The 25,139-nt window shown below is 43.3% G+C and carries 15 protein-coding genes; 6 read left to right on the plus strand and 9 right to left on the minus strand.

Annotation, left to right across the window (positions count from 1 at the left end; all coding sequences use genetic code 11):
* Positions 1-20: 20 nt before the first annotated feature.
* Both V7L01_RS30200 and V7L01_RS30205 read right to left on the minus strand, forming a co-directional pair.
* A complete protein-coding gene (locus tag V7L01_RS30200) occupies positions 21-974 on the minus strand; it encodes a heme o synthase (protein WP_335041458.1) in 954 nt (317 codons plus the stop codon).
* Between the two features lie 231 nt (positions 975-1,205).
* Positions 1,206-2,147, minus strand: a complete 942-nt coding sequence (locus V7L01_RS30205) for a COX15/CtaA family protein (protein WP_335041461.1) — start codon at positions 2,145-2,147, stop codon at positions 1,206-1,208.
* A 262-nt stretch (positions 2,148-2,409) separates the two neighbouring features.
* Between V7L01_RS30205 and V7L01_RS30210 the strand changes: the two genes are divergently transcribed.
* The 6 genes from V7L01_RS30210 to V7L01_RS30235 all read left to right on the plus strand — a co-directional run bounded on the left by V7L01_RS30210 (position 2,410) and on the right by V7L01_RS30235 (position 10,159).
* Positions 2,410-2,562 carry a hypothetical protein gene (locus tag V7L01_RS30210; RefSeq protein WP_335041463.1) on the plus strand — a complete coding sequence of 51 codons (153 nt, stop codon included), beginning with the start codon at positions 2,410-2,412 and terminating at the stop codon, positions 2,560-2,562.
* A gap of 111 nt (positions 2,563-2,673) precedes the next feature.
* Positions 2,674-3,780 carry a cytochrome c oxidase subunit II gene (locus V7L01_RS30215; protein WP_335041464.1) on the plus strand — a complete coding sequence of 369 codons (1,107 nt, stop codon included), beginning with the start codon at positions 2,674-2,676 and terminating at the stop codon, positions 3,778-3,780.
* Positions 3,781-3,909: 129 nt separating this feature from the next.
* Positions 3,910-5,646: a cytochrome c oxidase subunit I gene (ctaD, locus tag V7L01_RS30220; RefSeq protein WP_335041465.1), complete on the plus strand. Its 1,737-nt coding sequence runs from the start codon at positions 3,910-3,912 to the stop codon at positions 5,644-5,646.
* A 166-nt stretch (positions 5,647-5,812) separates the two neighbouring features.
* Positions 5,813-6,439 (plus strand): cytochrome c oxidase subunit 3, encoded by a 627-nt coding sequence (locus V7L01_RS30225; RefSeq protein WP_334924380.1) that lies wholly within the window; start codon positions 5,813-5,815, stop codon positions 6,437-6,439.
* Between the two features lie 1,225 nt (positions 6,440-7,664).
* Positions 7,665-8,948 carry a serine/threonine-protein kinase gene (locus tag V7L01_RS30230; RefSeq protein WP_335041467.1) on the plus strand — a complete coding sequence of 428 codons (1,284 nt, stop codon included), beginning with the start codon at positions 7,665-7,667 and terminating at the stop codon, positions 8,946-8,948.
* A gap of 137 nt (positions 8,949-9,085) precedes the next feature.
* On the plus strand, positions 9,086-10,159 hold the full coding sequence (locus V7L01_RS30235) for a PstS family phosphate ABC transporter substrate-binding protein (RefSeq protein ID WP_335041469.1): 1,074 nt from the start codon (positions 9,086-9,088) through the stop codon (positions 10,157-10,159).
* A gap of 216 nt (positions 10,160-10,375) precedes the next feature.
* On the opposite strand, the gene V7L01_RS30240 is transcribed toward V7L01_RS30235, so the two are convergent.
* From V7L01_RS30240 to V7L01_RS30270, 7 genes are all read right to left on the minus strand, one after another.
* Positions 10,376-10,552, minus strand: coding sequence for an element excision factor XisH family protein (locus V7L01_RS30240; protein ID WP_442937040.1), 177 nt, complete (start codon positions 10,550-10,552; stop codon positions 10,376-10,378).
* A 215-nt stretch (positions 10,553-10,767) separates the two neighbouring features.
* Positions 10,768-12,597 carry a tetratricopeptide repeat protein gene (locus V7L01_RS30245; protein WP_335041471.1) on the minus strand — a complete coding sequence of 610 codons (1,830 nt, stop codon included), beginning with the start codon at positions 12,595-12,597 and terminating at the stop codon, positions 10,768-10,770.
* Positions 12,587-13,879: an ATP-binding protein gene (locus V7L01_RS30250; RefSeq protein ID WP_335041473.1), complete on the minus strand. Its 1,293-nt coding sequence runs from the start codon at positions 13,877-13,879 to the stop codon at positions 12,587-12,589. Before V7L01_RS30250 ends, V7L01_RS30245 begins: the two co-directional genes overlap by 11 nt.
* Before the next feature lie 737 nt (positions 13,880-14,616).
* Positions 14,617-17,661 (minus strand): beta-phosphoglucomutase, encoded by a 3,045-nt coding sequence (pgmB, locus tag V7L01_RS30255; RefSeq protein ID WP_335041474.1) that lies wholly within the window; start codon positions 17,659-17,661, stop codon positions 14,617-14,619.
* A gap of 222 nt (positions 17,662-17,883) precedes the next feature.
* The gene (locus V7L01_RS30260; protein ID WP_335041476.1) at positions 17,884-20,295 is read right to left on the minus strand and encodes a sucrose synthase; all 2,412 of its coding nucleotides are present in this window, start codon (positions 20,293-20,295) and stop codon (positions 17,884-17,886) included.
* 236 nt (positions 20,296-20,531) lie between these two features.
* Positions 20,532-20,915: a beta-lactamase hydrolase domain-containing protein gene (locus tag V7L01_RS30265; RefSeq protein WP_335041580.1), complete on the minus strand. Its 384-nt coding sequence runs from the start codon at positions 20,913-20,915 to the stop codon at positions 20,532-20,534.
* Positions 20,916-21,093: 178 nt separating this feature from the next.
* A complete protein-coding gene (locus V7L01_RS30270; RefSeq protein ID WP_335041478.1) occupies positions 21,094-25,002 on the minus strand; it encodes a PAS domain S-box protein in 3,909 nt (1,302 codons plus the stop codon).
* Between the last annotated feature and the right edge of the window lie 137 nt (positions 25,003-25,139).

A 25,139-nucleotide genomic window follows, 5' to 3' on the forward strand; every position in this document is an offset into this window, starting at 1 on the left:
ATCGCTAAATTTTCCATCCCCTAACCAAGAAAATGCAGATGATTAATCGCTGCACTAATTAAATTATGGGTAACGGGAAGACTATCAACTACCATCCCCAGACACAACAGCATCATGTAGGAGATGGAAAAGAGAAACAACTCTTTAGCTACAGCGCGATCCTCTGGATTTTGCAACAACCGCCAAGATTTGTGGATAAATAATCCTCCCAGAATTACAGCGATCGCAGCATAAAGAATTCCACTCGCGCCCAAGGGATAAACCAATAACACGGTTGCAAATACTGTTACCAGCGTATAGTACCAAATCTGCTTTACAGTTGCCGTAGTACCTTCAATCACAGGTAACATTGGTATCCCAACTTTTGCGTAGTCATCTTTAATCATCAGAGCTAGCGCCCAGAAATGGGGTGGTGTCCATAAAAAGACGATGGCAAAAATTAACCATGCTGACCAGCTTAATGTGCCTGTGACAGCAGCCCAACCCACTAAAGCCGGAATTGCCCCAGCCGCACCACCAACAACAATATTCTGAGGGGTGTGGCGTTTTAGCCAGTGGGTATAGACCAAAATATAAAAGACGATGCCAGAGAAGGCTAGCAGCGCGGCTAACAGGTTGGCAAATACTGCTAAGAGTGTAAAGGAAAGGGTTGCTAGTGCGATCGCAAAAATTAGAGCATCGCGCGGCTGCACCTTACCGGATGGCATCGGACGATGGCGCGTCCGCTCCATATCATAATCAATATCGCGATCGTAGACACAGTTAATCGTCTGGGCGCTTGCAGCTGCCAAAGTGCCACCAGTGAGAGTTACTAGCAACAGCAATGGGTCTACTTCTCCCTTAGCAGCAATCCACATACTCCCAGCGGTGGTAATCAAAAGCAACGGAATAATCCGAGGCTTCGTTAGCTGGTAGTAACTTTGAATTACCTGTAAAAATGTTTCGTGGTGGCGAGAGACATTAGTCTCAATCATTTTGACTCTGGTTCCTTATTTTTCAACAACTTATATGCAGCCCCCGTTCAAGCTGGCTCTTTCAGGCAAATGAAAACACAGATTTTTTGCACCTGCGTGGGTCGCAATACTCGCTGTTGCGGCCATCGATTGAGTGCTGAGTTAGGAGAGACGCGATTAATCGCGTCTGTACAGGAGTTAGAAGTTAGGAATTCTTCCTTCCGCTACTCGCTCTGTTCCCTCACTCCATACTCAACACTCATTGCTCAACACTGTAATCTCACGGCTAGTAGTCCAGTCACGTAGTGCAAGAACTGTGAAAGCCACCAAAGTACCTAGTAAAGCAGCTCCTATAGCTTGGTGAGAGACGGTGAGAGGCTCGACTTGGAGATGTAATTTGAAAGTAGCGAATCCCAACAAGATTTGTAAGGTCAATAACCCACCAGCCATATTTGCCAGTCGCCGCAAGGCTGGATGTAGTGCTGGTGTCCGCCAACAGATAAATACCATTACCAAGGTTGCTACTGTTGGCGGCACCAAACCAGCAATATGGCTGTACATTACAGTACAAAGTTGAGAACCGCCGAGGCATTGGTGTAGCGCCCAACGAGAGCCTACCAAAGCACCTAGCAGACTTTGCAGGTAAACCAGAACAGCAGCAGTTAAACCTATCCAAGGCAACTTACCAACGGTTCCAGTCCCCTGATAGGGAGTGAGTGCCGTGCCGACAATCAGGAGGGTGGTAAAAAACAACAGCGCCGTTCCTAAATGAGCGGTAACGATATCAAACCGCAACAGTTCGGTGACGGTGAGTCCGCCCAAGATGCCTTGGAAGACAATTAAAAACAGGGCGAATGTGGATGCCCAAGGCAGCCAAGAGGGTAAGAAACGACGATGCCACCAGGACAAGCCGAAGAGTGCGATCGCGCTTACACCAATTAAAGCTGCATCCAATCTGTGAAACCACTCCAGGAACACCTGGAGATTCATTTGCTTGGCTGGCACCAATTCGCCATAGCATAAGGGCCAGTCTGGGCAAGCAAGTCCAGCATTCATTACGCGGGTGGCGCTGCCTATTGCCATCAAAATTAAGGTGGCTATGCACATTTTCCACACCAAGCGACGAATCATTTCCTTGGGCTTTTGCTGCTGAAGCGCCGCTTCATTTTGTTGTTGTAGGACAAATTCGCTCATTAACGATACCTTCTGCCCGCTCTTGGTGGATCTCTTAAAATTTTCAATTTTCTTTTAGCGTCTCATCTCCACCCTAGCGTATAGGTTAGGGGTTTATAGATTAGCACTCACTTATACTTTGAATCACTTCAGGAAGGTTTTAGCTGAAGCTTTAGGTATTTTTCAAGATGTGAAAAATTGATTAATCACAATTAATTTAAGCATTATAAATTTTTCCTTAAATTTTTCCACTGATTTTAAGAGAAGGCAGGAGGAAATAATTATGAATGAAAACTTGAGTTTTGGGTATAAAACCCAGTCGTTAAATCCCATACTTTTAAATGCATCTGGGTTACTCCTAGCTTCTGCCCCCTACCTCCTACCTTCTGCCTCCCGCCTCCCGATAGTCACCTTGTACCCAAAATTAGTAAAATAGTTAAAAAAATTAATAAAAATTTCAGACCTTTGTACTCCATGCCTTCCAGCCTAGACTACCTTAGTAAGTGAGCAGCTTTAAGATAACGTAGTAAATTCAATTAAGTAAGCCGTGAAGATTCCAAGTTCAATCTGGACATTACTGATTGGCATCGTGCTAACGCTAGTCAGCCTTTGGTACGGTCAAAATCACGGTCTGTTGCCAGCAGCAGCCACGGATGAAGCCGAATTAGTTGATGGTCTGTTCAACGCGATGATGATCATTTCTACAGGTATATTCCTGCTCGTAGAAGGTATTTTAATTTACTCTGCATTTAAATACCGTCGGCGTGCAGGTGATAATGAAGACGGCCCACCAGTTGAAGGCAATGTACCTCTAGAAATTCTCTGGACGGCGATCCCAGCAATTATCGTTATCGGTATTTCTGTTTACAGCTTTGATGTCTACAACGAAATCGGTGGGTTTGATCCCCATGCTATCCATCAAGCGCCGATGAGTCAGGAGTCAATGGCAATGCCTGGAAGTGCGTTCGCGCAGCGTGCGGGAACCGCTCTCGCAGCAACTTTAAGCGATACTCCTCCCAGCACCGAACCCAACCTCAATCAAGAAAAATCTGATGAGGCAATGCAAGACCCAGCTACCGCAGAAGTCCGCAATGCTGACCAAATTCCCCAACTGCGGAATGCCCCAGGTGTAGGTAGTGTTGCTCCCACAATTGGGGGAACTCCTGATAAAGCAGGCAAACCAGCAGGATTACAGGTCAACGTCACAGGTCTACAATATGCCTGGCTTTTCACTTATCCTGAAACTGGTATAACTACAGGTGAAATGCACGTCCCCATCGGGCGAGAAGTGCAAATCAATATGACAGCCAACGATGTCATCCATGCCTTTTGGGTGCCAGAGTTCCGCCTGAAACAAGATGCGATCCCTGGTAGACAAAGCGAGATTCGCTTCACCCCCAAAAAAGCAGGCGATTATACCCTAATCTGTGCTGAACTTTGTGGCCCCTACCATGGTGCAATGAGAGCAACAGTAGTCGTTGAGCCAGAAGAAGCCTTTGATAAATGGGTGCAAGAACAGCTAGTTGCTAGCAAAGAAACGCTAAATCAAGCCGTTGCTGTTAACCCTGCCGATCTATCCCCAAATGAATTTCTCGCCCCTTACACCAAGGATATGGGAATTCAGCCAGAAATCCTCCATCAAGTTCACCATTAGTCATTGGTCATTGGTCATTAGCCATTAGTCATTGGTCTAAATAAATGACAAATGACATAGACGCCTTAGCGGCTTCCCGCAGGGTAGGACAACTGACAAAGGACAAATGACAAAAGATAACTAACGACTATGACCCAAGCTCAAGTGCAAGAAACTGCCAACGCCCCTGCTCTTGTTGAGGAGCCAGGGATCAGAAAATGGCAAGACTACTTTAGTTTCAACACCGACCATAAGGTGATTGGGATTCAATACCTAGTCACTACATTCATTTTTTACTGCATTGGTGGGGTGATGGCTGACTTGGTTCGTACAGAACTGCGAACCCCAGAAGTCGATTTTGTCACCCCTGAAGTCTACAACAGCTTATTTACGCTGCACGCCACAATCATGATTTTCTTGTGGATCGTGCCAGCTGGTGCAGGTTTTGCTAACTTCCTCATTCCCTTGATGATTGGGGCAAAGGATATGGCATTTCCACGCTTGAATGCTGTTGCCTTTTGGATGATTCCCCCTGCGGGTTTATTGTTGATCGCTAGTTTAGTGGTAGGCGATGCACCGGATGCAGGTTGGACTTCCTACCCTCCCCTGAGCTTGGTAACAGGTCAAGTAGGTGAGGGAATCTGGATTATGAGCGTCCTCCTACTAGGTACGTCATCGATTTTAGGGGCAATCAATTTCTTGGTGACATTGCTCAAGATGCGTATCCCTGGTATGGGAGTTCATCAAATGCCCTTGTTCTGCTGGGCGATGTTTGCTACCTCGGCACTAACTTTGGTATCTACGCCAGTGTTAGCAGCAGGTCTAATTCTGCTTGCCTTTGACCTAATTGCTGGGACAACATTTTTTAACCCAACTGGCGGTGGCGATCCAGTTGTGTATCAGCACATGTTCTGGTTTTACTCCCACCCAGCGGTTTACATTATGATTTTGCCTTTCTTTGGGGCAATTTCAGAAATTATTCCCGTGCATTCCCGCAAGCCGATTTTTGGCTATAAAGCGATCGCTTATTCGTCTCTTGCCATTAGCTTTCTGGGGCTAATTGTTTGGGCGCACCACATGTTTACCAGCGGTATTCCCGGTTGGTTGCGGATGTTCTTTATGATCACCACCATGATCATTGCCGTACCCACAGGAATTAAAATTTTCAGCTGGTTAGGAACCATGTGGGGTGGGAAAATCCAGCTAAACAGTGCCATGCTGTTCGCAATGGGTTTTGTTGGCACCTTTGTGATTGGCGGGATCAGTGGCGTAATGTTGGCAGCAGTGCCCTTTGACATTCACGTTCACGACACCTATTTTGTCGTAGCACACTTGCACTACGTGCTGTTTGGTGGTAGTGTTCTCGGCATTTATGCGGCGATTTACCACTGGTTCCCGAAAATGACGGGACGGATGGTGAACGAATTTTGGGGTAAGGTTCATTTTGCCTTAACAATAGTTGGTCTAAACATGACCTTCTTACCCATGCATAAGCTGGGATTAATGGGCATGAACCGTCGTATCGCCCAGTATGACCCCAAATTTACCTTTCTCAACGAAATCTGCACTTATGGCGCTTACATACTAGCAGTTTCGACATTCCCCTTCATCATCAATGCGATTTGGAGTTGGTTATACGGCGAGAAAGCTGGTAATAATCCCTGGAGGGCACTTACCTTAGAGTGGATGACAACCTCACCACCTGCGATCGAAAATTTCGATCGAACCCCAGTACTAGCTACGGGCCCCTACGATTACGGTTTGGAAAAGGCTGGCGAAGGCGTACCCTTATCCGATCCCAATCCAGTCTTATCTGCTGGCCCCAACTCAGTGTTAAGAGCAAAGCCCGACCCAGCGGTTGCCGCTAATCCCGAAGACCAGAAATAAAACAAGTATGGGAAATTGGGCATTGATAAAGAGGCAGAGGGGCAGGGTGCGGGGGGCAGAGGGGAAAATTCTCCCCTGCTCCCCCTGCCTCCCCTGCTCCCCCTGCCTCCCCTGCTCCCCCTCCTCCCTGCTCCCCCCACTCCCCAATTTATCCTTTAAAAAATTCATGCAAAGTCAAACTATTGACCCAGCTAAAACCGAACTAAATCATCACCACGCGGCGGAAGCGTCCGTCGGCCATCACGAAGAACATCCAGACCATCGTCTGTTTGGGCTAATTGTCTTCCTGATTGCTGAAGGGATGATTTTTATGGGGTTGTTCGGAGCCTACTTGGCTTTCCGTGCTACCTTACCTGCATGGCCGCCAGCAGGTACTCCAGAATTAGAACTACTGTTACCTGGAGTCAACACCATCAATCTAATTTCTAGTAGTTTTGTCATGCACAATGCCGACACTGCTATCAAAAAGAATGATGCGCGGGGTGCCCAGATTTGGTTAGCAATTACGGCTGCAATGGGTGCTATTTTCTTAGTGGGTCAAGTATATGAATATACCCATTTAGAATTTGGTTTAACTACCAATTTATTTGCTAGTGCATTTTACGTTTTGACTGGTTTCCACGGATTGCACGTTACTATCGGCGTTTTGGCAATTGTTGCTGTGTTGTGGCGATCGCGCGTTCCGGGTCACTACAGTAACGAAAAGCACTTTGGCATTGAAGCAGCCGAAATCTACTGGCACTTCGTTGACGTAATTTGGATTATTCTGTTCGGATTACTGTATCTACTGTGAGAATTAATTACTTAGTTGTTCATTCCACGCGAACAACCTAATAAGCCTCCGCTAGGGGGCTTTTTTAATTAACAGAATGCTGCTGTTGCAGCTACCTGCCCTGATTGTCACACGATACAGTTGGGTTAAGGAATTTCTTGGTTGAGGCAGGCAGCCGAAGCAGGGGAGCAAAGAGGTATTATTCAGTAATTCCTCTCTCCCCCGGCTTCAAGAGCTTATCCGAACCGGATTGTATGTAATGTCACATTATTTTATCTATTGGCTGGCAGCAAAACCTAAATTAGGACAGTTTCTAGAAGATTAAATATCTAAGGAGTGAGCTAAACACTTTTTTTGTTATCAAACATTTTTATCTTTTACCTAGCAAAAGTTACAAAAAATATATCAAAACAAGCGTAGACTATTCCCACTATTATTTTTGCTAAATGCAACAGAGCTATTGCAATTGATACAGATGCGAGTAAAAGGTAGGAAAAGTGGGAAAAGTGGGATGTTTTGTAGAAACTATTGAATAACTAGTTAATATGCTGTAACTTGATGTGTTAAGGGCAGACTAAACCAATAAATATAGTTTGCAAATTTATTTAAGCGAACTTGATTGAAGGAAAGGTAGTCCTGATATTTTTTCGAGTAATAAAAGTGGAAATTTAAAGTTCTTGGAGAGAGCGCAAGCATTGTAATTCGCCATTTTGCTTTCTCAGTAGAACCGTTCGCATATTCATTTTGGTGTTTTGTGCAAACAAATACACTTATTGCTTTATTTACCTTAAAGACTGACCTGCTCTTTTTTAGTTTTGTCAAAATCACGTTGAGATGACGACGCGATCGCTAAAATCAGGTAACAAAACTGTGGTGGACACAGTAAGAATATTTGTGCCTTTAAATTCCCCTGTTCAAGTTTTTCTCAGTAATCAGACCCAACAGTTAAAATAAATAAACTTCTAACTGCTGAATATCGCCTTCTGTCCAAAGTTATAAATACTGTGGACTAGTGTTGAATTTACTTAAGTGATAAAATTATTGAACTATTCCAGAAATAAATTTTATATTAAGATATCTATAAAGGTATTAAATGAAGCAATCAAGCGGTTAATCATAAAACTGCTCAAAAATATAGGTCTCCTGAGAAACTGGCTGCCTCAAATACCAACAAATCAAGCGGCAGGTATTCATAATCTCACCCAAGCTCTGAATGGTTAACAAATTAACAAGTAGTATACGCCACATGAGCCAGAACCCTCTAGTCAGAAAAACACTCCGAAGTCGCTTTGAGACTGTCAAACTACTGGAAAGCGGAGGATCGGGTAATACTTACTTGTTAACAACTGCTATACGTAAAAGATATCAATACTCTCTCGCTAGAAAGACACTTCGGAATCGCTTTGAGATTGTCAAACACTTAGGAAGCGGAGGATCTGGTGATACCTACTTAGCTATAGACCTAGATTTACCAGGGCAACCCCATTGTGTCGTCAAACATTTCCACCCAAAAGATCCGAATCCTGCTGTTCTACCCATAGCTAAAAGCCTATTCGATCGGGAAGCAGAAGTTTTATACCAGCTAGGCAACGAGCACGATCAAATTCCTAGACTGTTTGCCCATTTTGATGAAGATGGAGATTTCTATTTAGTCCAGGAATTTATTGACGGTCATGCCTTGACTCAAGAAATTATACCAGGTAAGCCTCTTAGCGAAAATGCAGTCTTAAATTTATTAAAAGACATCCTAGAAGTGCTGTCTTTTGTCCACCAACACAATATTATTCACCGAGATATTAAGCCTCAAAACTTAATGCGGCGGCATTCCGATGGGAAGATTGTACTAATTGACTTTGGGAGTATTAAGAAAATTGGTGCTTTGGGAGCAGGCTTAACAATAGCTGTTGGGACTCCTGGCTATATGCCAAGCGAACAGGCAAAGGGAAAGCCAAAACTTTGCAGCGATATCTATGCAGTAGGGATGATTGGCATTCAAGCTTTGACAGGTTTAATACCTGAGCAACTACCAGAAAATCCCAATACTGGAGAAATTCTCTGGCGCGATCGCGCAGAGGTAAGCGACGCTGTTGCAGATATTTTAGACACAATGGTTTGCGATCGCGCCAGCCAGCGTTACCAATCTGCCGCAGAAGCTTTGCAAGCCCTTAATTCCGATCTGTCATTATCACAGCCCTCACAATCTGCTGGCATAAACCAAAATACTGATGATAGCTATTCGCTAACTTATAAAAACTTTCTTTTGCTGCTGGGAATAGGACTTGGTGCTACCACTAGTTTGATAGTAATAGTTTTAATCTATACATTCATTAATACAGGTACATCGCCTCCAAACCAACCAACTCAATTAAATAATTTTAGAGAAAAATTGGATGAGCCACGGGTTGCTAGTGTTAATGTGAATAGCCTATTAGCCAAATTAGCAGCTAACAAAAGAGTCTATAAAAGCAATTCCACCATTGCAAAGGCTAGCGAAGAGCAAATTGAATTTCACTACATTAGAAAAATTTAATCATCTACCAGTATTCATAAAACAGCTTATTAACTGGCTCATTCCAGATTTATTTTAATTTAAATATCTCGATATTCTTGTAAGATAAATACCTATAAATTCCTGTAAGATAAACACAATTAACAACATTTAAAGATATGGACAATACAAATCAAAAAAAAGCTTTAATTAACGGTGAAATTGCCCTCTTCCTTAGAGGTTTGATTATTGGGAAAGTGCTGACACTGATGGTTATTGGCGGATTGCTTTGGTGGTTACTGAAGCCGAATTTATTGTCTCGTAACAGCGTTAATTCCTCTAATCAAAGTTCCAATACTGTCTCTAGTACTGCATCAACTTTTCAGACAGTTGCTGATGTCCCCACTGCTTCATTTAACTACGGAGGCAGTACAGCTTGGGCATCTATCCGGCAATTTGTAGATTCTCAGATCCAGAGCGCTCGCCCTGAACTACAACTACATTACGTAGACCCTGTTAATGGTAGCCCTGGTTCTAGCTCAGGCATTCGGATGTTGCTTGATGGGAAACTGGACTTTGCTCAGTCCTCCCGTCCCCTTACAGATGAAGAACAAGCTATTGCAAGAAAGCGAGGCTTCACCCTTGAGCAACGTCAGGTGGGTATGGATGGGATAGCAGTGGTAGTCAACCCATCACTGAATGTGTCAGGTTTAACTGTCGATCAATTGCAGAAAATTTATTTAGGGCAAATCACTAACTGGAATCAAGTAGGTGGGCCAAACTTACCCATCACACCTTTGTCTCAACGACCAGAGGATGCAGATACAGTAATATTTCCTAGCAACAGCGACTTGAAAGAGCAAGTACTTAGCTCTAATGTGCAATATGTCTACTCTACTACAGAGGCAGTGCGCCAACTCAGCAAAACACCTGGCGGTGTATATTACGCTTCTGCCCGTTCAGTAGTACCTCAATGTAGTGTGAAGGCTTTGCCATTGGGTAGCACTTCTGGTCAGCTAATTCCCCCTTATCGCGAACCTATGGTGTCGTCTGAGCAATGTCCGCGTCAGCGCAACCAGCTAAATACTCAGGCGATCAAAAATGGGAGTTATCCCGCGATCGCTAATTTGTTTGTGATTATTAAGCAGAATAAAGGTCGGGAACAGCAGATTGGGGATGCCTATGCCAAACTTTTGTTAACTGACCAAGGGCAAAGGGCAATTGAGCAAGCTGGTTTCGTCGGGGTTCGCTAGTATACCACGGTGTTAATCTAGCTACCGTCTCAATTAACAAGACTTAAGGGGCTTGAGCAACTGGTTAAAGGTAGGTAACTTTCGCCATACTGAACTAGTAGCTCAAGTTGTTAGTTATTGTTGAGTGCGATCGCGCGATACATATAGTTACGGCAAAATGATTTTTTAGTAAAGCTTTAAAAGTTTGTCACTCTGCAAGGTTTTTGCAACACACTCTCATTCAACAGCTATTTTCTCTGTATTCCGTTCTGCGGCAATGGCATTTTCAGCAGCTAAATCTATTTGGAGTTTAATTGCTTCACTAATCCGAATTGTAAAAGGATCGTGAGTAATTATCCACTCATCTTTTATTAACGCTTTTTTTACTTGTTGATGGAAAACATCTTTAGCCATTTTGCTATCTCTAGATTAGAGTCTCAAAATGAAAATATCCCATTTTATATGATATTTTAGCGTTATATCATGTCCGGATAAATAGTTATGATTCCCACAGTCATTGCACCCCACCCCTAACCCCTCCCCGCTCTTCGGGAGGGGAGGGGTTAGGGGTGGGGTTCTTCGGGTTTAATAAGTAATCAAGCGGACATGATATTAATTAGATTTTTGCTCTATGTAATGCTTTCCCCAAAGGGGTTGTCGTTCGCGCAGCGTGTCGTAGACAAGACATCGCGCTCTCCATTATTCTGCATTGCTGCGGCAAGTTTTTCTAGATTTTGACGAACAGTGACACTACGCAAATGATTTACACCCCAGACTCGTTCACAAATATCTAAAGCTTGCAAATAAAGCGGTTCTGCTTCAGCGTAACGTCCAGTTTCACGATAAATTTCTGCCAGATTATTGAGACTTTCGGCAACATTGGGATGATTTTCTCCCAATAGGTGCTTATCAAGTTCTAAGGCTTTTATACATAAGGGTTCCGCTTCATTGTAACGCCCCTGCTCCCTGTACATATAACCAAGAGCATAGATAGTATCTGCTAAAAGCGGATGCGCCTTTTGTAATAGACGTTGCTTGAGTTCCAATGATTCCAAAAACAAAGATTCCGCTCGATCGTAGCGTCCTTGAGCGCGGTATATCAATCCCAAATTGTGCAAATCTGTTGCAACATCAGGATTATCTTCTCCCAAAAATCGTTTATCTAGTTCTATTGCTTGTAGCGACAACGGTTCAGCTTCAGTATATCGTCCTTGATGATAATAAAGTAGCGCTAAATTATTCAGTATAAAAGTGAAAGAAAGATGATTTTCGCCAACCAAATGTTTTTCGAGTTCTAATGATTGCAGATACAGAGGTTCTGCTTCTTCATAACGTCCTTGTTCATCGTATAGTAATGCCAAATTGTTGAGACTGGCGACAACATCGGCATGGTTTTCTCCTAACAGGCGTTTCCTCAGTTCTAAAGCTTCTTGATACAAAAGTTCCGCTTTAGTATATTGTCCAGTAGATTTGTAGAGTCCCGCCAAATTATTCAGGCTATTAGCAAAAGAAGAATGGTTCTCTCCTAGCAGGCGTTTCCTCAGTTCTAAGGCTTGTTTATATAATGGTTCGGCTTCGCTGTAGTGTCCTGTTGCACGATATATTCCTGCTAAATTGTCGAGGCTAGTAGCTAAGTCTATCTGCGAACCTGATTCATTTTGTAGCTCAATCGCCTTACGCCAGTACTTTATTGCTAGTTCTTGTTCTTCTTGATAATTCTGAGACTCACCCCGCTCTAATCTGCTGCGGTAAATATCACCTAATCTTGAGTATAAAGTAGCCAAACTGCGGTCTTTATTTCCCTGTTCCTGTTCTACTTTCTCGATTAACCCTTGTAAATCTTGGATGGGTAAGAAAAAGGAGTTATCTTCATTAGTATCTGTGCTGGCTAATTCTGTGTCTCTAAAAACAAAACGTATATGTTCTAGTTCTTTACCAGCAATAGCATTCGTCTTTTTAGATTCAAACCGAAATACACCGTTGCGCCAACTCCAAAAATCAGGAGCTTTTTTAATCAGGTTGACTAAAATTTGGTTAGTTACCCACAGCACGATCGCAAACGGAAACTCGCGCAATCCTTCCCTTGTCCACTGTAAGTAACCAAAAAATTTCTCCTGTTCCGATTGCTCATTTCCCAATCTGAGAAAATAAAGTTGTTCGGCACCCATCACAGTTATCGCCGCTGGGTTCTGCTGACGAAGATATTCTTCTTGTTGTACTAGTTGGTTAAGAGCAGCTTTTAGGCTCGGTTCCTGACGTGCTAAAGTTACTCGATATGTACGGAAGGTAGATTGTAGTTCAGCTTCATATTGGGCAATAATCTGATCGCGAAAATTAGCATCATCGCAAACCGCAATCAGTAAATTCAATCCCCGCTTTTGAGCTTCAATAGAAACAATTAAATCATCATACGCATCTTGATTTTCTCCCTCATCATCTAAGAAGTCTTCACTTAACATTAATAGCTCCCTGTCTTCTCAAGCTTTCGATAATAATTGGATGAACATCATACCAAGTTTCATCGGTGCGATATTCTAGAACATATAGCCCATGTAGCAAATCCAAAAACTCTGCTTGTTTGGGGTCATTGGGCATAAATTGTTCATAAACACTCTGCAAAATATCTGTATCGGCTTTTCCCAAACGGATGGAAAAATCATTGCGGATTTTATTAATTGCTTGAAGAAGAATTTTATCATCAATGATAACTTTGGCTGAGGGATTTCGGCGGATCGATCGCAAACAAATGCGGCAGCATTCCTTAGAAATACGAATTAACTCTCGCAATACTCCACCGCTGTAAATCACAATTTTCTCAGCCGTCTCTGCTGCGATTAATTCACTGGAAATTCGCTTTTGTAAAACTTCACCAAGAATCTTTGTTGCTTCCGGGCGAGGTTGAGCATTAGGGAAGCGATTTTTACCTTTATCGAAAATTTTTAAGACAGGCATTGCCACAACTTGATCGTTGGTTTCAGTAGTAATTATTGTGCTGATAAATGTTTCCCGAAGGACTGCGATCGGGATAGTGTAGATAATTTGAAAGTTAGGTTGACAAAGAGCTTTAATATTATCTCGATAAATTTCGTTAACTCTGCCTAAGTCAAGTTTATCTAAATCATCAATAATTACTAAAACGTTTTGTTTAGTTGCAGCTTGAATTAGAGCAGCAATTTCATTAATTCTGGCAACTAAATCTGATAACTTGCGTTCAAATTCTTGCTTAATTTCATCCCGAACGCTAGCATCAGCTTTTAATTTAGAACTAATCAATTTTAAAAGGTCAAAACCTATACTAGCTTCTGCTTGCAAATTTAATTCTTCAGTGCGGGTGCGCGTGGCAAACCACTTATAAAGAGCTTCTTTTGTAGAGTGAGGAATATCAACTTTGCGTGCTTCTGCCTCTGTCATTAAATTAACTGCGATCGCAAACAGTATATTAATATGATTAACGGCCGACATTTCAATTTTGTCAGCAATAGAAAAGAGAACTACAAAATATTTATCTTGAATTTGTCTGCTAAACTCAGCTAACAAGGTAGACTTACCACATCCCCGATGTCCTGTAAAGACAATTTTGCCATCTCCATTAGGACTATCTTCCACTAATTGGTTCAGGTCTGCAATCAAATCATCACCATACTCGACTCTAAATTTTTCCATTTCGTTCTGTTCCATCAACGGAAACAGTTCGAGATTACTGTATGCTTCTTGAAAGGAGTTTAATAAGTCTTGAGACATTGGATAGTGCGATAAAGGTGCTAACTATCCATATAATGGCTCATCATTTTTGAAGTAAAACTTCAGGCAATCGCAACTTCCCTAGCTCTGTCAATAAATGACTACTAAGTGGATACTGTCTTATTGTTTCAAAGAAGATACTCTACGTTCGATAAGCCTAACCAAGAAACAAGTAATAGAGGTCAATATAAATCATCATGAATGATAGATTATACATTTGAAAAATAAAAACAAATGATAGATTATACATTTAAGATAGTGAAAGCTACCTAACAAATAAATAAAATAAAATTTTATAATTGAAAATTTTATTTTTAGCCTGCTTTGCTTCTGCCTCCTGTTCATACTCTTGAGAGAGCAGATTTTTCTCAATCCAGTTCAAAAAAGTTATTTTTTTGTTAAAATTTTTTCTTCGTGGCCCTAATATTTCTGGCTTTGTGCATTATTAACTCGGAATCGGGTTTTGGGTAAAGGGTGAGGGTTAAAGGTTTTTTCTTTCCCCTTTCCCTCTCCTCTTTTCCCCTTAATATCATGTCCGGATAAATAGTTATGATTACCCACAGTCATTGCACCCCTCCCCGCTCTTCGGGAGGGGAGACAAAGCGTAGCTTTGGCGGGGTGGGGTTCTTCGAGTTTAATAAGTAATCAAGCAGACATGATATAACCGAGAACTACTGCCCTGCCTCCCACCTCTTTGCTAACTGAGTTAGGGACTTCCAAATATTGTTGGAAGTCCTTTAATGTTTTTGTTTAGCAATATTGCTTAATTTGGCTTTTAAATCTGCCCATTTGATGCCTGCTAGACTGGGCAAAACAATATGAGCGGCTCCAACTCGTTCAACTGGGCCGAGTCCTATTGCCCACATACCACCGGCTAGAGCGGCTTCAACGCCGGCTGCGGCATCTTCTACAACCACAGATTGCTCTGGTTCAAGTCCTAGCTGCTTGGCTGCATACAGAAATAAGTCGGGTGCTGGCTTGGGTTTCTCTACACTATAACCATCAGCGATCGCATCTATTTTGTCAGCAATGCCCAATCGCTCGATTACTGTGTCGGCATTTTTGCTACCTGAACCAATACCGATTTTAATCCCAGCTTGCCGCAGTTCATCCAAGAAGGCACTTGCACCTGGTAGCAAATCCTTGGGTGACATGTGTTGGATCGATTCGATATAGTAGCGATTCTTACGCTCCATCATCTCCTCGATTTGTGCTTCTGAATACGGTCTATCTCCAATAATCAGCATCAGGGAAGCACGACGGGATACACCCCGTAGCGCTTCGTTAGCTTGCCGATCAAAGGGTATACCCTCTTCATCTGCTAGCTTTTGCCAAGCTTGATAGTGAAGTTCTGCTGTATCTGTTAGCACACCATCTAAATCGAAGATGAATCCTTGGATGTTGGGGTTGGGCATGGGAAATTGGGGGTTGGGGACTGGGGGTGAGGGAGCGGGAGCAGGGGAGGCAGGGGAGGCAGGGGGAGAAGTCTGCTGTTTAGAAGCTTGTAAGTCGAAATTTGGGGGGTTTGAGGAGAGGGAAAGCTGGAGATATTCTAGTTGAGGAATTATATCTTGGGCGACTTCTGCTTTGTGTAGATCGAACTCGTGCCATTTATCGCGCCATTGCAGTTTAAACTTTAGGCGCGTCCAGCCATCAGGCAGATGGGAGTTGGCTACGGGGCCATTTTCGGTTAATTGAATGCCGCCGAATCCAAAAATTACAGCTTGCCAAACCCCACCAGCAGTAGCGCCGTGAATTCCATCGCTGGTGTTACCTCGGTTATCTTCAAGATCCACCATTAACGCCTGCATAAACACTTGGTTAGCTTCCGTTGATTTGCCCAAATCGGAAGCTAAGATGGCGTGAACTGCTGGGCCAAGGGACGAACCATAGGTAATGTCAGTGCGGGGTGCATAATAGTCCCAATTGGTCTGCAATGCTTTTTCGTTGTAAGGAAAATCTGCTGATTCCCGCATTAAATAAAGGAGCATTAAGACATCTGGCTGCTTGAGTACTTGATATTTATTAGTTTTCTCAATACCTAAGATGGCTTGCATGGAGCGATCGCGCCCTTCATAGTCTGCTAAATTGATATCTTCTAATTGAAAAAATCCCTCGATCTGCTCAATTAATTCTGTTGATGGATCGTGGAGAAACAATAATTTGGCGATGATATCTTGCCAGTGCGTTCGCTCTTGGGAGGTGAGTTTTAGTTTCTGTTCTAGTTCGGTAGCTCGTTCGGGGAATTTATCAACCAACCAATCATAGACTGCGATCGCTTTCTCTAGATGCCATTGCGCCATGCGGTTTGTAAAGGCGTTGTTGTGGACGAATTCATGATATTCATCCGCTCCGATTACTCCCCGAATTTCATATTTTTCGCGCTCAGGATTGAATTCAACTCGGCTACTCCAAAAGATAGCGGCATCCAAGATAATCTCTGCGCCGCACTTTTGCATCCACTCATCGTCACCAGTGGTTTGCCAGTAGTTCCAAATGGCGTAGGGAATATCTGCATTGATATGAATTTCGCGATCGCGGCACCAAATCCGCACATCTTCACCATAATAATCACTATTGAGTCCCCAACGCGGTGTCACTTCATCTCCGGTATCAGCACTTTCCCAGGCAAACATTGCCCCTTTATATCCGTAATGGGCTGCCTTGCGTCGCGCTCCATTCAAAGTGTGCCAGCGATAACTGAGTAAGTTACGAGCGATCGCTGGTTGGGTAAACAGAAAAAAGGGCAGCATAAAAATTTCTGTATCCCAAAAGACATGACCGCGATACCCAAACCCCGAAAGGGTTTTAGCAGGAATGCTCACCCTGTCATCATGGCGTGGCCCAGCAATCAGCAGCTGGAATAGATTGTAGCGAACAGCAAAAGCAGCTGTGCTATCCCCTTCAATGAGGATGTCACTTTGCTGCCACACCTCATCCCATGCCTGCTGATTGGCTTTTAATAGTGTTGCGTAGTCTGGCAGTTGCGCGAGTTTTTCTGTAGCTGCGGAAACTGGTGTATCAGTCTCCCGCGAGGTAAAAATTGTAACGAGCTTTTCTACCGTTACGGTCTGTTGTGATTTAGCCTGGTAGGTCATGCTCAAGGTTGGATAACCAGGTGCGGTACTGACTTGCAAAGATGCTTCCGCGCCGGATATTTTCATAGTTGCGCCCATACCGAGTTCAATTCGGGATTGGCGGGTGCGGCGTTGCAACCAGATTCCTTGGTCAGTCTTGCCTTGGTCTAGTCCTTCCCAGTGATTAAAACCCTGATTTTCTGGATAGCCGTTGATACTTCCCTGAACTTCAATTGACCCGTCAAAATCTATCGGCGTTAAATGGCAGCGTTGCGCCAACACATGCTGATCTGCAAAACTAGCGAAGCGTTCAAAGCTGATGTCTATGGTGTTTCCACTGGGAGAGCGCCAACGCATGTAACGGCACAGAAACCCGTAGCGTAAATCAAGCTGCCGATCGTAGCGCAATATCTCACCTCGATCGAGACGGAAGCGATCGCCATTTACAATCACTACCAAAGGTAACCAGTCAGGGCAATTTGCCAGTTCAGTGTACACCACCGGCACATCGTCGTAGACACCATTGATGAAAGTAGCTGGCAATGCATGAGGATAACCTTCCTCAAAACAGCCTTTTGTTCCTAGATATCCATTGCCGATTGTAAAGACGGTTTCTTTAGAGTGTAATTGATCGGGGTCAAACTGGGTTTCGATTAAGATCCAGTCTGTGTAGATAAAATTGCGAGAATGACCTTTTGTTTGCATGAGTGGGGAGTGGGGAATTGGGAAATTTGGTGGATGAATGAGTCTCTGAGGTGGATGAATGAGTATCTAAGGTGGATGAATGAGTCTCTGAGGTGGATGAATGAGTCTCTGAGGTGGATGAATGAGTATCTAAGGTGGATGAATGAGTCTTTAATGCTTTAACTTCTAAACTCCCCCTGCTTCCCCTGCTCCCCCACTCCCCACTCCCCACTCCCCACTCCCTCATCCCCCCTTATGTTTCTCCAACATCTTTTCAGCTCTAGGTTTATAAATGAGATGAAATAAGGTTTCCATATAGCGATCTCTGGCTTCGTTATTTTCTGGAGCAACAAAGTTCCAAAAACTAAACATTTTAGCAAGCTGTAATAATTGATTACTATGTAAATGCCAATTGTATCTATTATGAATTCGCTGACTCATCCATTCTGAGACTTCGTGCCAATGTTCAGGATGAGTATCGCATTTGTCAAGGAAGTCTAAAATTTTATTTGCCGTGCCTTCTAACTCGGTAGGATTAACATTAAACTCTTTTTCTTGGTTATCGATAATTTCTAAAGAACCGCCAAATTGAGTAGCAAAAGTAGGCAAGCCGGAAATCATGGCTTCCAAAATACTCCGTGCGAAGGATTCAAAGCGGGCAAAATGGACATAAATTCCCTCAGAATCTGCAACTACTCGGTAGGCTTCGCCGAGTTCATTGCTGGGGATACGCATCCCCACCCAGCGAATCTTGCCATTGAGATGATATTGATCAATAATGTCGTAGAGTTTTTGAATTTCTTCTGTTTCGTCTCGGTTTATAGCTTCATGTAGATGGCGTTTACTACTTAAGAGGATTAGGTTACAACGCTCTTGCAACGCCTGACTTTGACCAAAGCATTCAGCTAAACCAGTGAGATTGTTGATTGAAGTGATGGTATCAAGAACAAAGATTGGTCGCTTATTAGGGTGATCTAAATGACCAAATATTTGGGGGTCTTCGCGGGTAAAAAGTAGGTCGTGGACTTGTGTACTAAGGTTAGAATCTCGATCTTGTTTTTGGCTATAGTGAAAGAAGATATTTTCATTTACTCCCGGCGGTACTAAGTTGAATTTAGGACTAAACAAATCAATGCCATCAACCACATGATAAAGCTGCGGCATTGTAAAGCATTTGTACGATTCGTATTGACCTATGGTGTCAGGTGTGCCGACAATTTCTTGATAGGATGATGTGATGATAAACTCGGCTGCATTCATGCTAATCAAATCGGCGGTGAATTGTACCGAGAAATGATATTCATCTTCTAAATCTTGCCAATATAAATTACTAAATAGATATTTAGGTTTTTCCAGGGAATGGGCAATGTTACACTGGGTAACTTTCATCCTGCGGGATAAGAGAAAAGCTACTAAGTTACCGTCGCTGTAGTTGCCAATAAAAAGATTAGGTTTATCTTTGAACTGAGCTAGTAATTCTCTTTCTGCATCTAGAGCAAATTGTTCTAAATAAGGCCAAATCTCAAATTTAGAAATCCAATTGTTAGTAATTTCAGGATTGAATTCACCAAAAGGAACGCGCAATATCCAAGCATTTTCAGTATCTTGAATTTTTTCTAAGCGCAGGTTGCAAAATGTCCCTTCACAGTTAGGGATTAGCCGAGTGAGAATAATCACATGTGGCTTCATACCCAGCACGTCGAGTCCAGCAAGTTTGATTTGTTCACGCAGTTCGTTTTCTAAGCTGCGGGCTTGTTCAAGGACGTATATCACTTGACCGAGTGTTTCATTTCTTCCCAAAACATCTTCTTGTCCCACCCAACCGTGGATGGAAATGAGGACGACGCGAAAAATGGCGGGGACGCGGGCCACAAATGTTTCTAAGATGCCCGGTTCTGGAGAGTAAATGAGTCGGTCGAGGAGTTCAAGTGTTTCACAGACTCGCGCCGCAGTGTTACCCCAACCCGGTTCAAAGCCGAGTTCTTGGAGAGCGAAGCGGAATTTTTCATAAGGTTCATCAGGCTCAAGCTCATTCAGCAATTTCAGCGCTAGCTTAATTTGTTGGGCTAGGTGAATCCCTGAAGTAATGCGATCGCTCAACAACAGGCGAATACCATCGTATTGCAGCCCATGTAATGCTTGAAATAACATTTCTACCCAATATTGGGGGTCAGTCAACAATTGACTGCACAGATAACGGTTGAGGAAAGCTAAACCTTGACCAATATTTCTGGGGTCGTCGATTCTTGGCGAACTCTCATAGAAGGGGTGGAGGTCGATTTCGAGGATGTGGGGTTGGTAGCGGTTGACTAGCCGATCTCTCACATCTAGCAGCGCTTGAGGCGTCATCTGCTCGAACCTACTAAAATCGGCTGTCAGTTTCCAAACTTCTTGGTTAGCAATCCTCGGTCGAACCACGAACCAAGTACTTTCCTCTTCAAGAATTATTTCGTGGGTATATTGTATTAGTTTGCCAACAGAAGAAGAGTGATAAAAATAGGCTGGCTTTTGGGAGCGATCGCAGTAATCGGCAAAAGCTTGCAAAATCTCATTTCTCAGAAAGTAATGCTTACCTGAAGCACTCAACGCATAAATCAACTGGTGTAGAGCAGTTTTTTCATCACCGTTGAAGACAGCTTGAACTAGTTCATACATGATGACGAATCCCAGAACTATTAGCTAGGTCACGACCTCATTTTTCTTTCCAATCTCCGGTTCTGTGAGGTACGTTTCCCCCACAATGGTAAATAACTATAAAAACCTTTGCGTCTAGCTCTGGGATGAAACGCTGGGATGACTTCAAATCTAGGGGATGATGGAGGGGGCAAGGGGCAGGCAGCACGGGAGGCAGGGGAAGCAGGGGAAGCAGGGGAGGAATAAGAGTTATATGGCTATATCAAGCCTAAGCTAATAATTTTTTGTAGAGCGTTTTCAAATGTTATGCCCTGCTTGATGGCGATATACAACAATACTATTGCGGCTGAACGAATTGAATTATCACAATGTATCAGAGTCGGTTTTGGTAATGTAGTGATGGTCTGACATATATGGAGCGTACCTTGATAATTAATGTCTTCAATTTTGGTTGGGAAGTTAAGGTAGTATAATCCCAAAAACTCAGTCTTCTCCTGTTCGTTAGCCAGCAAGCCTGTTTCGTCGAGAAAACGTAGGTTAAGTACAGATTTATAACCCTCATCAGCTATTTGTTTTAGCTGATCTAGTGTAATTTGTCCAGCGATCGCTAACTCATCATTAATTTTTCTAACAATATTCATCAACCGAATTAACCCCATTTTGCCGACCTTACCCAAACTCTAAGTTTAGGAAAACAATTTGAGGAACTTGTGAGGGACTAGTCAATTAGTCATTAGTCATTAGTCATTAGTTATTCTTCCCCTGCCTCCTCTGCTCCCCCTGCCTCCTCTGCTCCCATTGCCCCCTGCCCCCTTGTCTTTACCGACCTCTAAATAGGTGGTGTAAACTTTTCAATAATTCTCTGGCCGTATAGGGTTTTGATAAAACTGCTTGCACATTAGCATCAGTAGCTTGAGCAAAGACTTCCATTGAGTTCAATCCGCTACAGGCAATAATTTGAACCTGCGCGTTCATTTTTTGCAAGGTGCGAATAGCAGTGATTCCATCCATTTCCGGCATCATTATATCCATGAATACGGCGTTGATTTGATGCTTGTATTGGGCGTAGAGTGCGATCGCCTCTATGCCATTACTGGCAGCAAGTATCTTATAGTTATGGTTTTCTAGAATGATTGTGGTAATCTCCCTAATTTGGGCTTCATCATCTACAACTAAAATCAATTCTCCCTGTCCTGGGAGCACATCCACTTCTTCTATCTTGAATAGTTGAGTTGCTTCCACAGCTGGTAAAAACAGGTCAAATTGGCTGCCTTTACCAACATTACTAGACACTTTGATAAAACCGTCGTGGCTTCTAATGATGCCCAGCACTGTTGAAAGTCCGAGTCCTGTACCTGCATTGATCTCTTTTGTGGTAAAAAATGGCTCAAAAATTCTATCTAATATTTCTGGCGGTATCCCAATTCCGTTATCCGTAACGGTAATCACAATATAATGCCCAACTTTGGCATCGATATTCATTCTGGTATAAGCTTCATCAATCAACTTATTTTCCGCAAAAATTTTGATATTGCCGCCATTTGGCAAAGCATCGCGGGCGTTTACTACCAGATTCATCAGCACTTGATGCAGTTGTGTGGCGTCTCCAGTAATAGGCCAAATGTCTTCTGGGATGACTGTGGAAAATTCAATAGATTTGGGAAATGTCTGTTTAGCAATTTGGGTAATTTCTGAAATCAAGTCCTGGACTTGAATAATTGTCCGCTCTCCTTTAAATCCTCTTGCAAAGGATAAGACTTGCTTCACTAAAGCTGCTCCGCGTTTGGCGTTGCTTTCTACAAGTGCCAGCATTTGTTTAGAACGCTCTTCGTCTTGGAAAAATGTTCCCTGCATTAATTGAGCCGCTGCCAAAATTGGTGTCAATATATTGTTTAAGTCGTGGGCAATACCACCTGCAAGAGTCCCAAGACTTTCCAATCGCTGGGTGCGAAAAAACTGCTCTTCGAGTTGTTTCTTTTCGGTGATGTCAGTGTCAACAGTCAGGATAGATTTGGGTTCTTCTTTAGGATCGCGCATCAATGTCCAGCGGCTTTCCACAACTATTTTCTTACCGGATTTCGTAACTTTAGATAACTCACCTTGCCACGAGCCACTTTCAATTACGCTTTTTAGCGGTACTTCCAGCTGCTGCTGAGTTCCTGCTGGGTACAAAATCTCCTGGGTGTCTTTTCCGATAACTTCTGGAGAAAGCCAACCGTAAATCCGCTCTGCACCTTTATTCCAGAATAAAATTTGAGACTGAAAATCTCGAACTAATATGGCGTCGGTGGCAATATCAAGTAGAGCGGCTTGTTCGGAGATTTTTTGTTCTGCCAACTTGCGCTCAGTCACATCTTTATTTGTGCCGATCATCCGAATCGGCTGACCGATTTCGTTATGGTAGACCTGAGCTTTGCAGTTTAACCAGTGGAGGCTGCCGTCGGGCCAGACAACTCGATAATCTGTAGTTGCCCTTCCTTCCTCAATCATGCGAGGTATACTCGCCGCCACCAATTCGCGGTCTTCTGGATGGATTAAATTAAGATAATCTTCTATGGTTGGACACAAGGTAGCGCTCGGTAGACCATAAAGTGGCCCCATATTGGCAGACCACATACTAGTATTGGCGGTCAGGTTACGATCCCATATACCCATTTGGCCGGCTTCCAGAGCTAAACTCAATCGCGCTTCACTTTCTTGGAGTGACTCTTCGGCCAGTTTACGTTCGGTGATATCTTCGGCGATGCCACCATAGAACTGAACTTTTCCTCGATCGTCATAGACAGTAAAACTCCGATCCCAAATCCAGCGCACCGATCCATCAGGTCGCAAAATTCGATATTCTGCTGAAGCAGACTCACCACTAAGCTGTTGCTTTGCTGCAATGATTGTTCGATCGCGATCGTCTGGATGAACGTTACTTATCCAGGACTCAGGTTGCTCCAATAAACTTTGGCAAGAGCGACCCCAAATTTTTTCATAAGCAGGACTAACGTACAAGGTTCGGAATGAATCTGGGCTGGCAATCCAGATGACTGCGTGGGTATTTTCGGCAAAAGTGCGAAATTTCTCCTCGCTTTGGTGCAGTGCAACTTCTGCAAGTTGGCGTAAGCGAAGCTCGTTGTAGACATCGCGCTGCGCTGCTTGCTGTTCGGTAATATCTCTGCCTACCCCTTGGAGTTCAACAACCTCTCCTTTGTCATTACGAATTGCGATCGCATTCCATTGAAACCAGCGGATACCATTGACTGTAAATGCACGTCGTTCGCGATTAGTCAAGGGATGTAATGAAGATCCTAAAGCTGTCATATCTTCCATCACTTCGGGCAAATCATCTGGATGAAGAAACTGGAAAAATGAGCGATCGCGAAACTCATCTTCTTTCCAACCGAAGGTTTGACAAGCAACCGCATTGGCATTGGCAAAGGTAATCTGCCCTTGCAAATCAATGCGGATAATTATGTCAGTTTGGCTTTCCACAAGTTGGCGATAGAGGTTTTCGCTCTGTCGTAATGCTGCCTCGGTGCGTTGGCGTTCGGTAATTTCTTGTTGCAACAGGACGTTGGACATGACAAGTTCTGCTGTCCGTTCCGCCACTCGTTGTTCTAACTCTTCGTTAGCTTGGCGCAGTGATTCTTTTGCCTGTTGGCGTTCGCTAATATCGCAGAGTAACCAGCGCCAACCAACTTGCTTACCCTCTGAATCGTACATGGCAGCCGCTCTGATGCTAGCCGGAAAAGCTTTACCTCCCCGTGGTTTTAGATAAACTTCCCACTCCTGTTCCTGCTGCGGATTATTTAGTCGGGTGTTAAAAGTCTGGCGATCTTGGTGAGCAATAAATAAAACTAATGGTTTGTTAACTAAATGTTTTTGGCTTACAGCCAGCAAGATTGCTGCTGCTCGGTTAGCCTCTTGGATAATACCTGCTGCATTCGTTACTAAGTAGCCATCTGGAGCAAACTCAAACAAATCCTGGTAACGTTGGCGCTCCAATTCTACTAGCTCGCGGGCAATGGCCAACTCTTCATTTTGTTCGCGCAGTTCTTCTTCCACAACCTGGAGTTCTTCGAGGGCTACCTGAAGTTCCCGATTCACTTGCATGATTTCAGCCGATTGTGCCTTAACCCATAGTTTTAAGTTATTTTGAGTTTGGCAGCGGACTTGCTCTACCTCAATTGACTGATTAACCTGCCTGAATTCATCTGTGGGTTTTTGTAAATATTGCTGTAAACCTTCAACGACTCCGGCCATTTTGATTAGGTCAAAAGCTTGTAGTAAGCTACTCTCAGTGATGATTCCTTGCAATTGCCCGCGATCGTCCAAAACGGGCAGATGGCAAATTTGATGCTGACGCAATAACGATAAGGCGATAAAAATATCCTGAGAATCTGATTGTCTAAGGGTAACTACTGGCTGCCTCATGACTTCAGCCATTGTCACCGTCGATAAGTCTATTCCAGAAGCTATAAGCCTAACTACATCTTTTTCGGTAAAAATGCCTAATAAATCCGATCCCTCCAAAACCAAGACACAACTAGTTAATGGTTGACTTATGGAGCCTAAATCTAATGACGAATTGAAACTGGTAGGTAGATAATTACTACATCTTTCCTGACTCATCAAGACAATAGCTTCAACTACAAAACTATCGGGGTTAATCGTTAAGGGAGAGCGATTAATAACATGATTTAAGCTAGGTAAGTCAATCAGTCGATCGTTGAATCGCATGGTTAATTTGTCAATTCTAATGATCTTTTTGTTATTAAAACGAACTAGCAACAGCTAGCGAAAGCTAGAGGAAGAAAACTGTTGATAATCGGGAATTATTCTGGTTAATTGAGGATTAATCAACTATATTGATATAT

Origin of the sequence: Nostoc sp. (genome assembly GCF_036917095.1) — a bacterium.
Lineage (GTDB): Bacteria > Cyanobacteriota > Cyanobacteriia > Cyanobacteriales > Nostocaceae > Nostoc.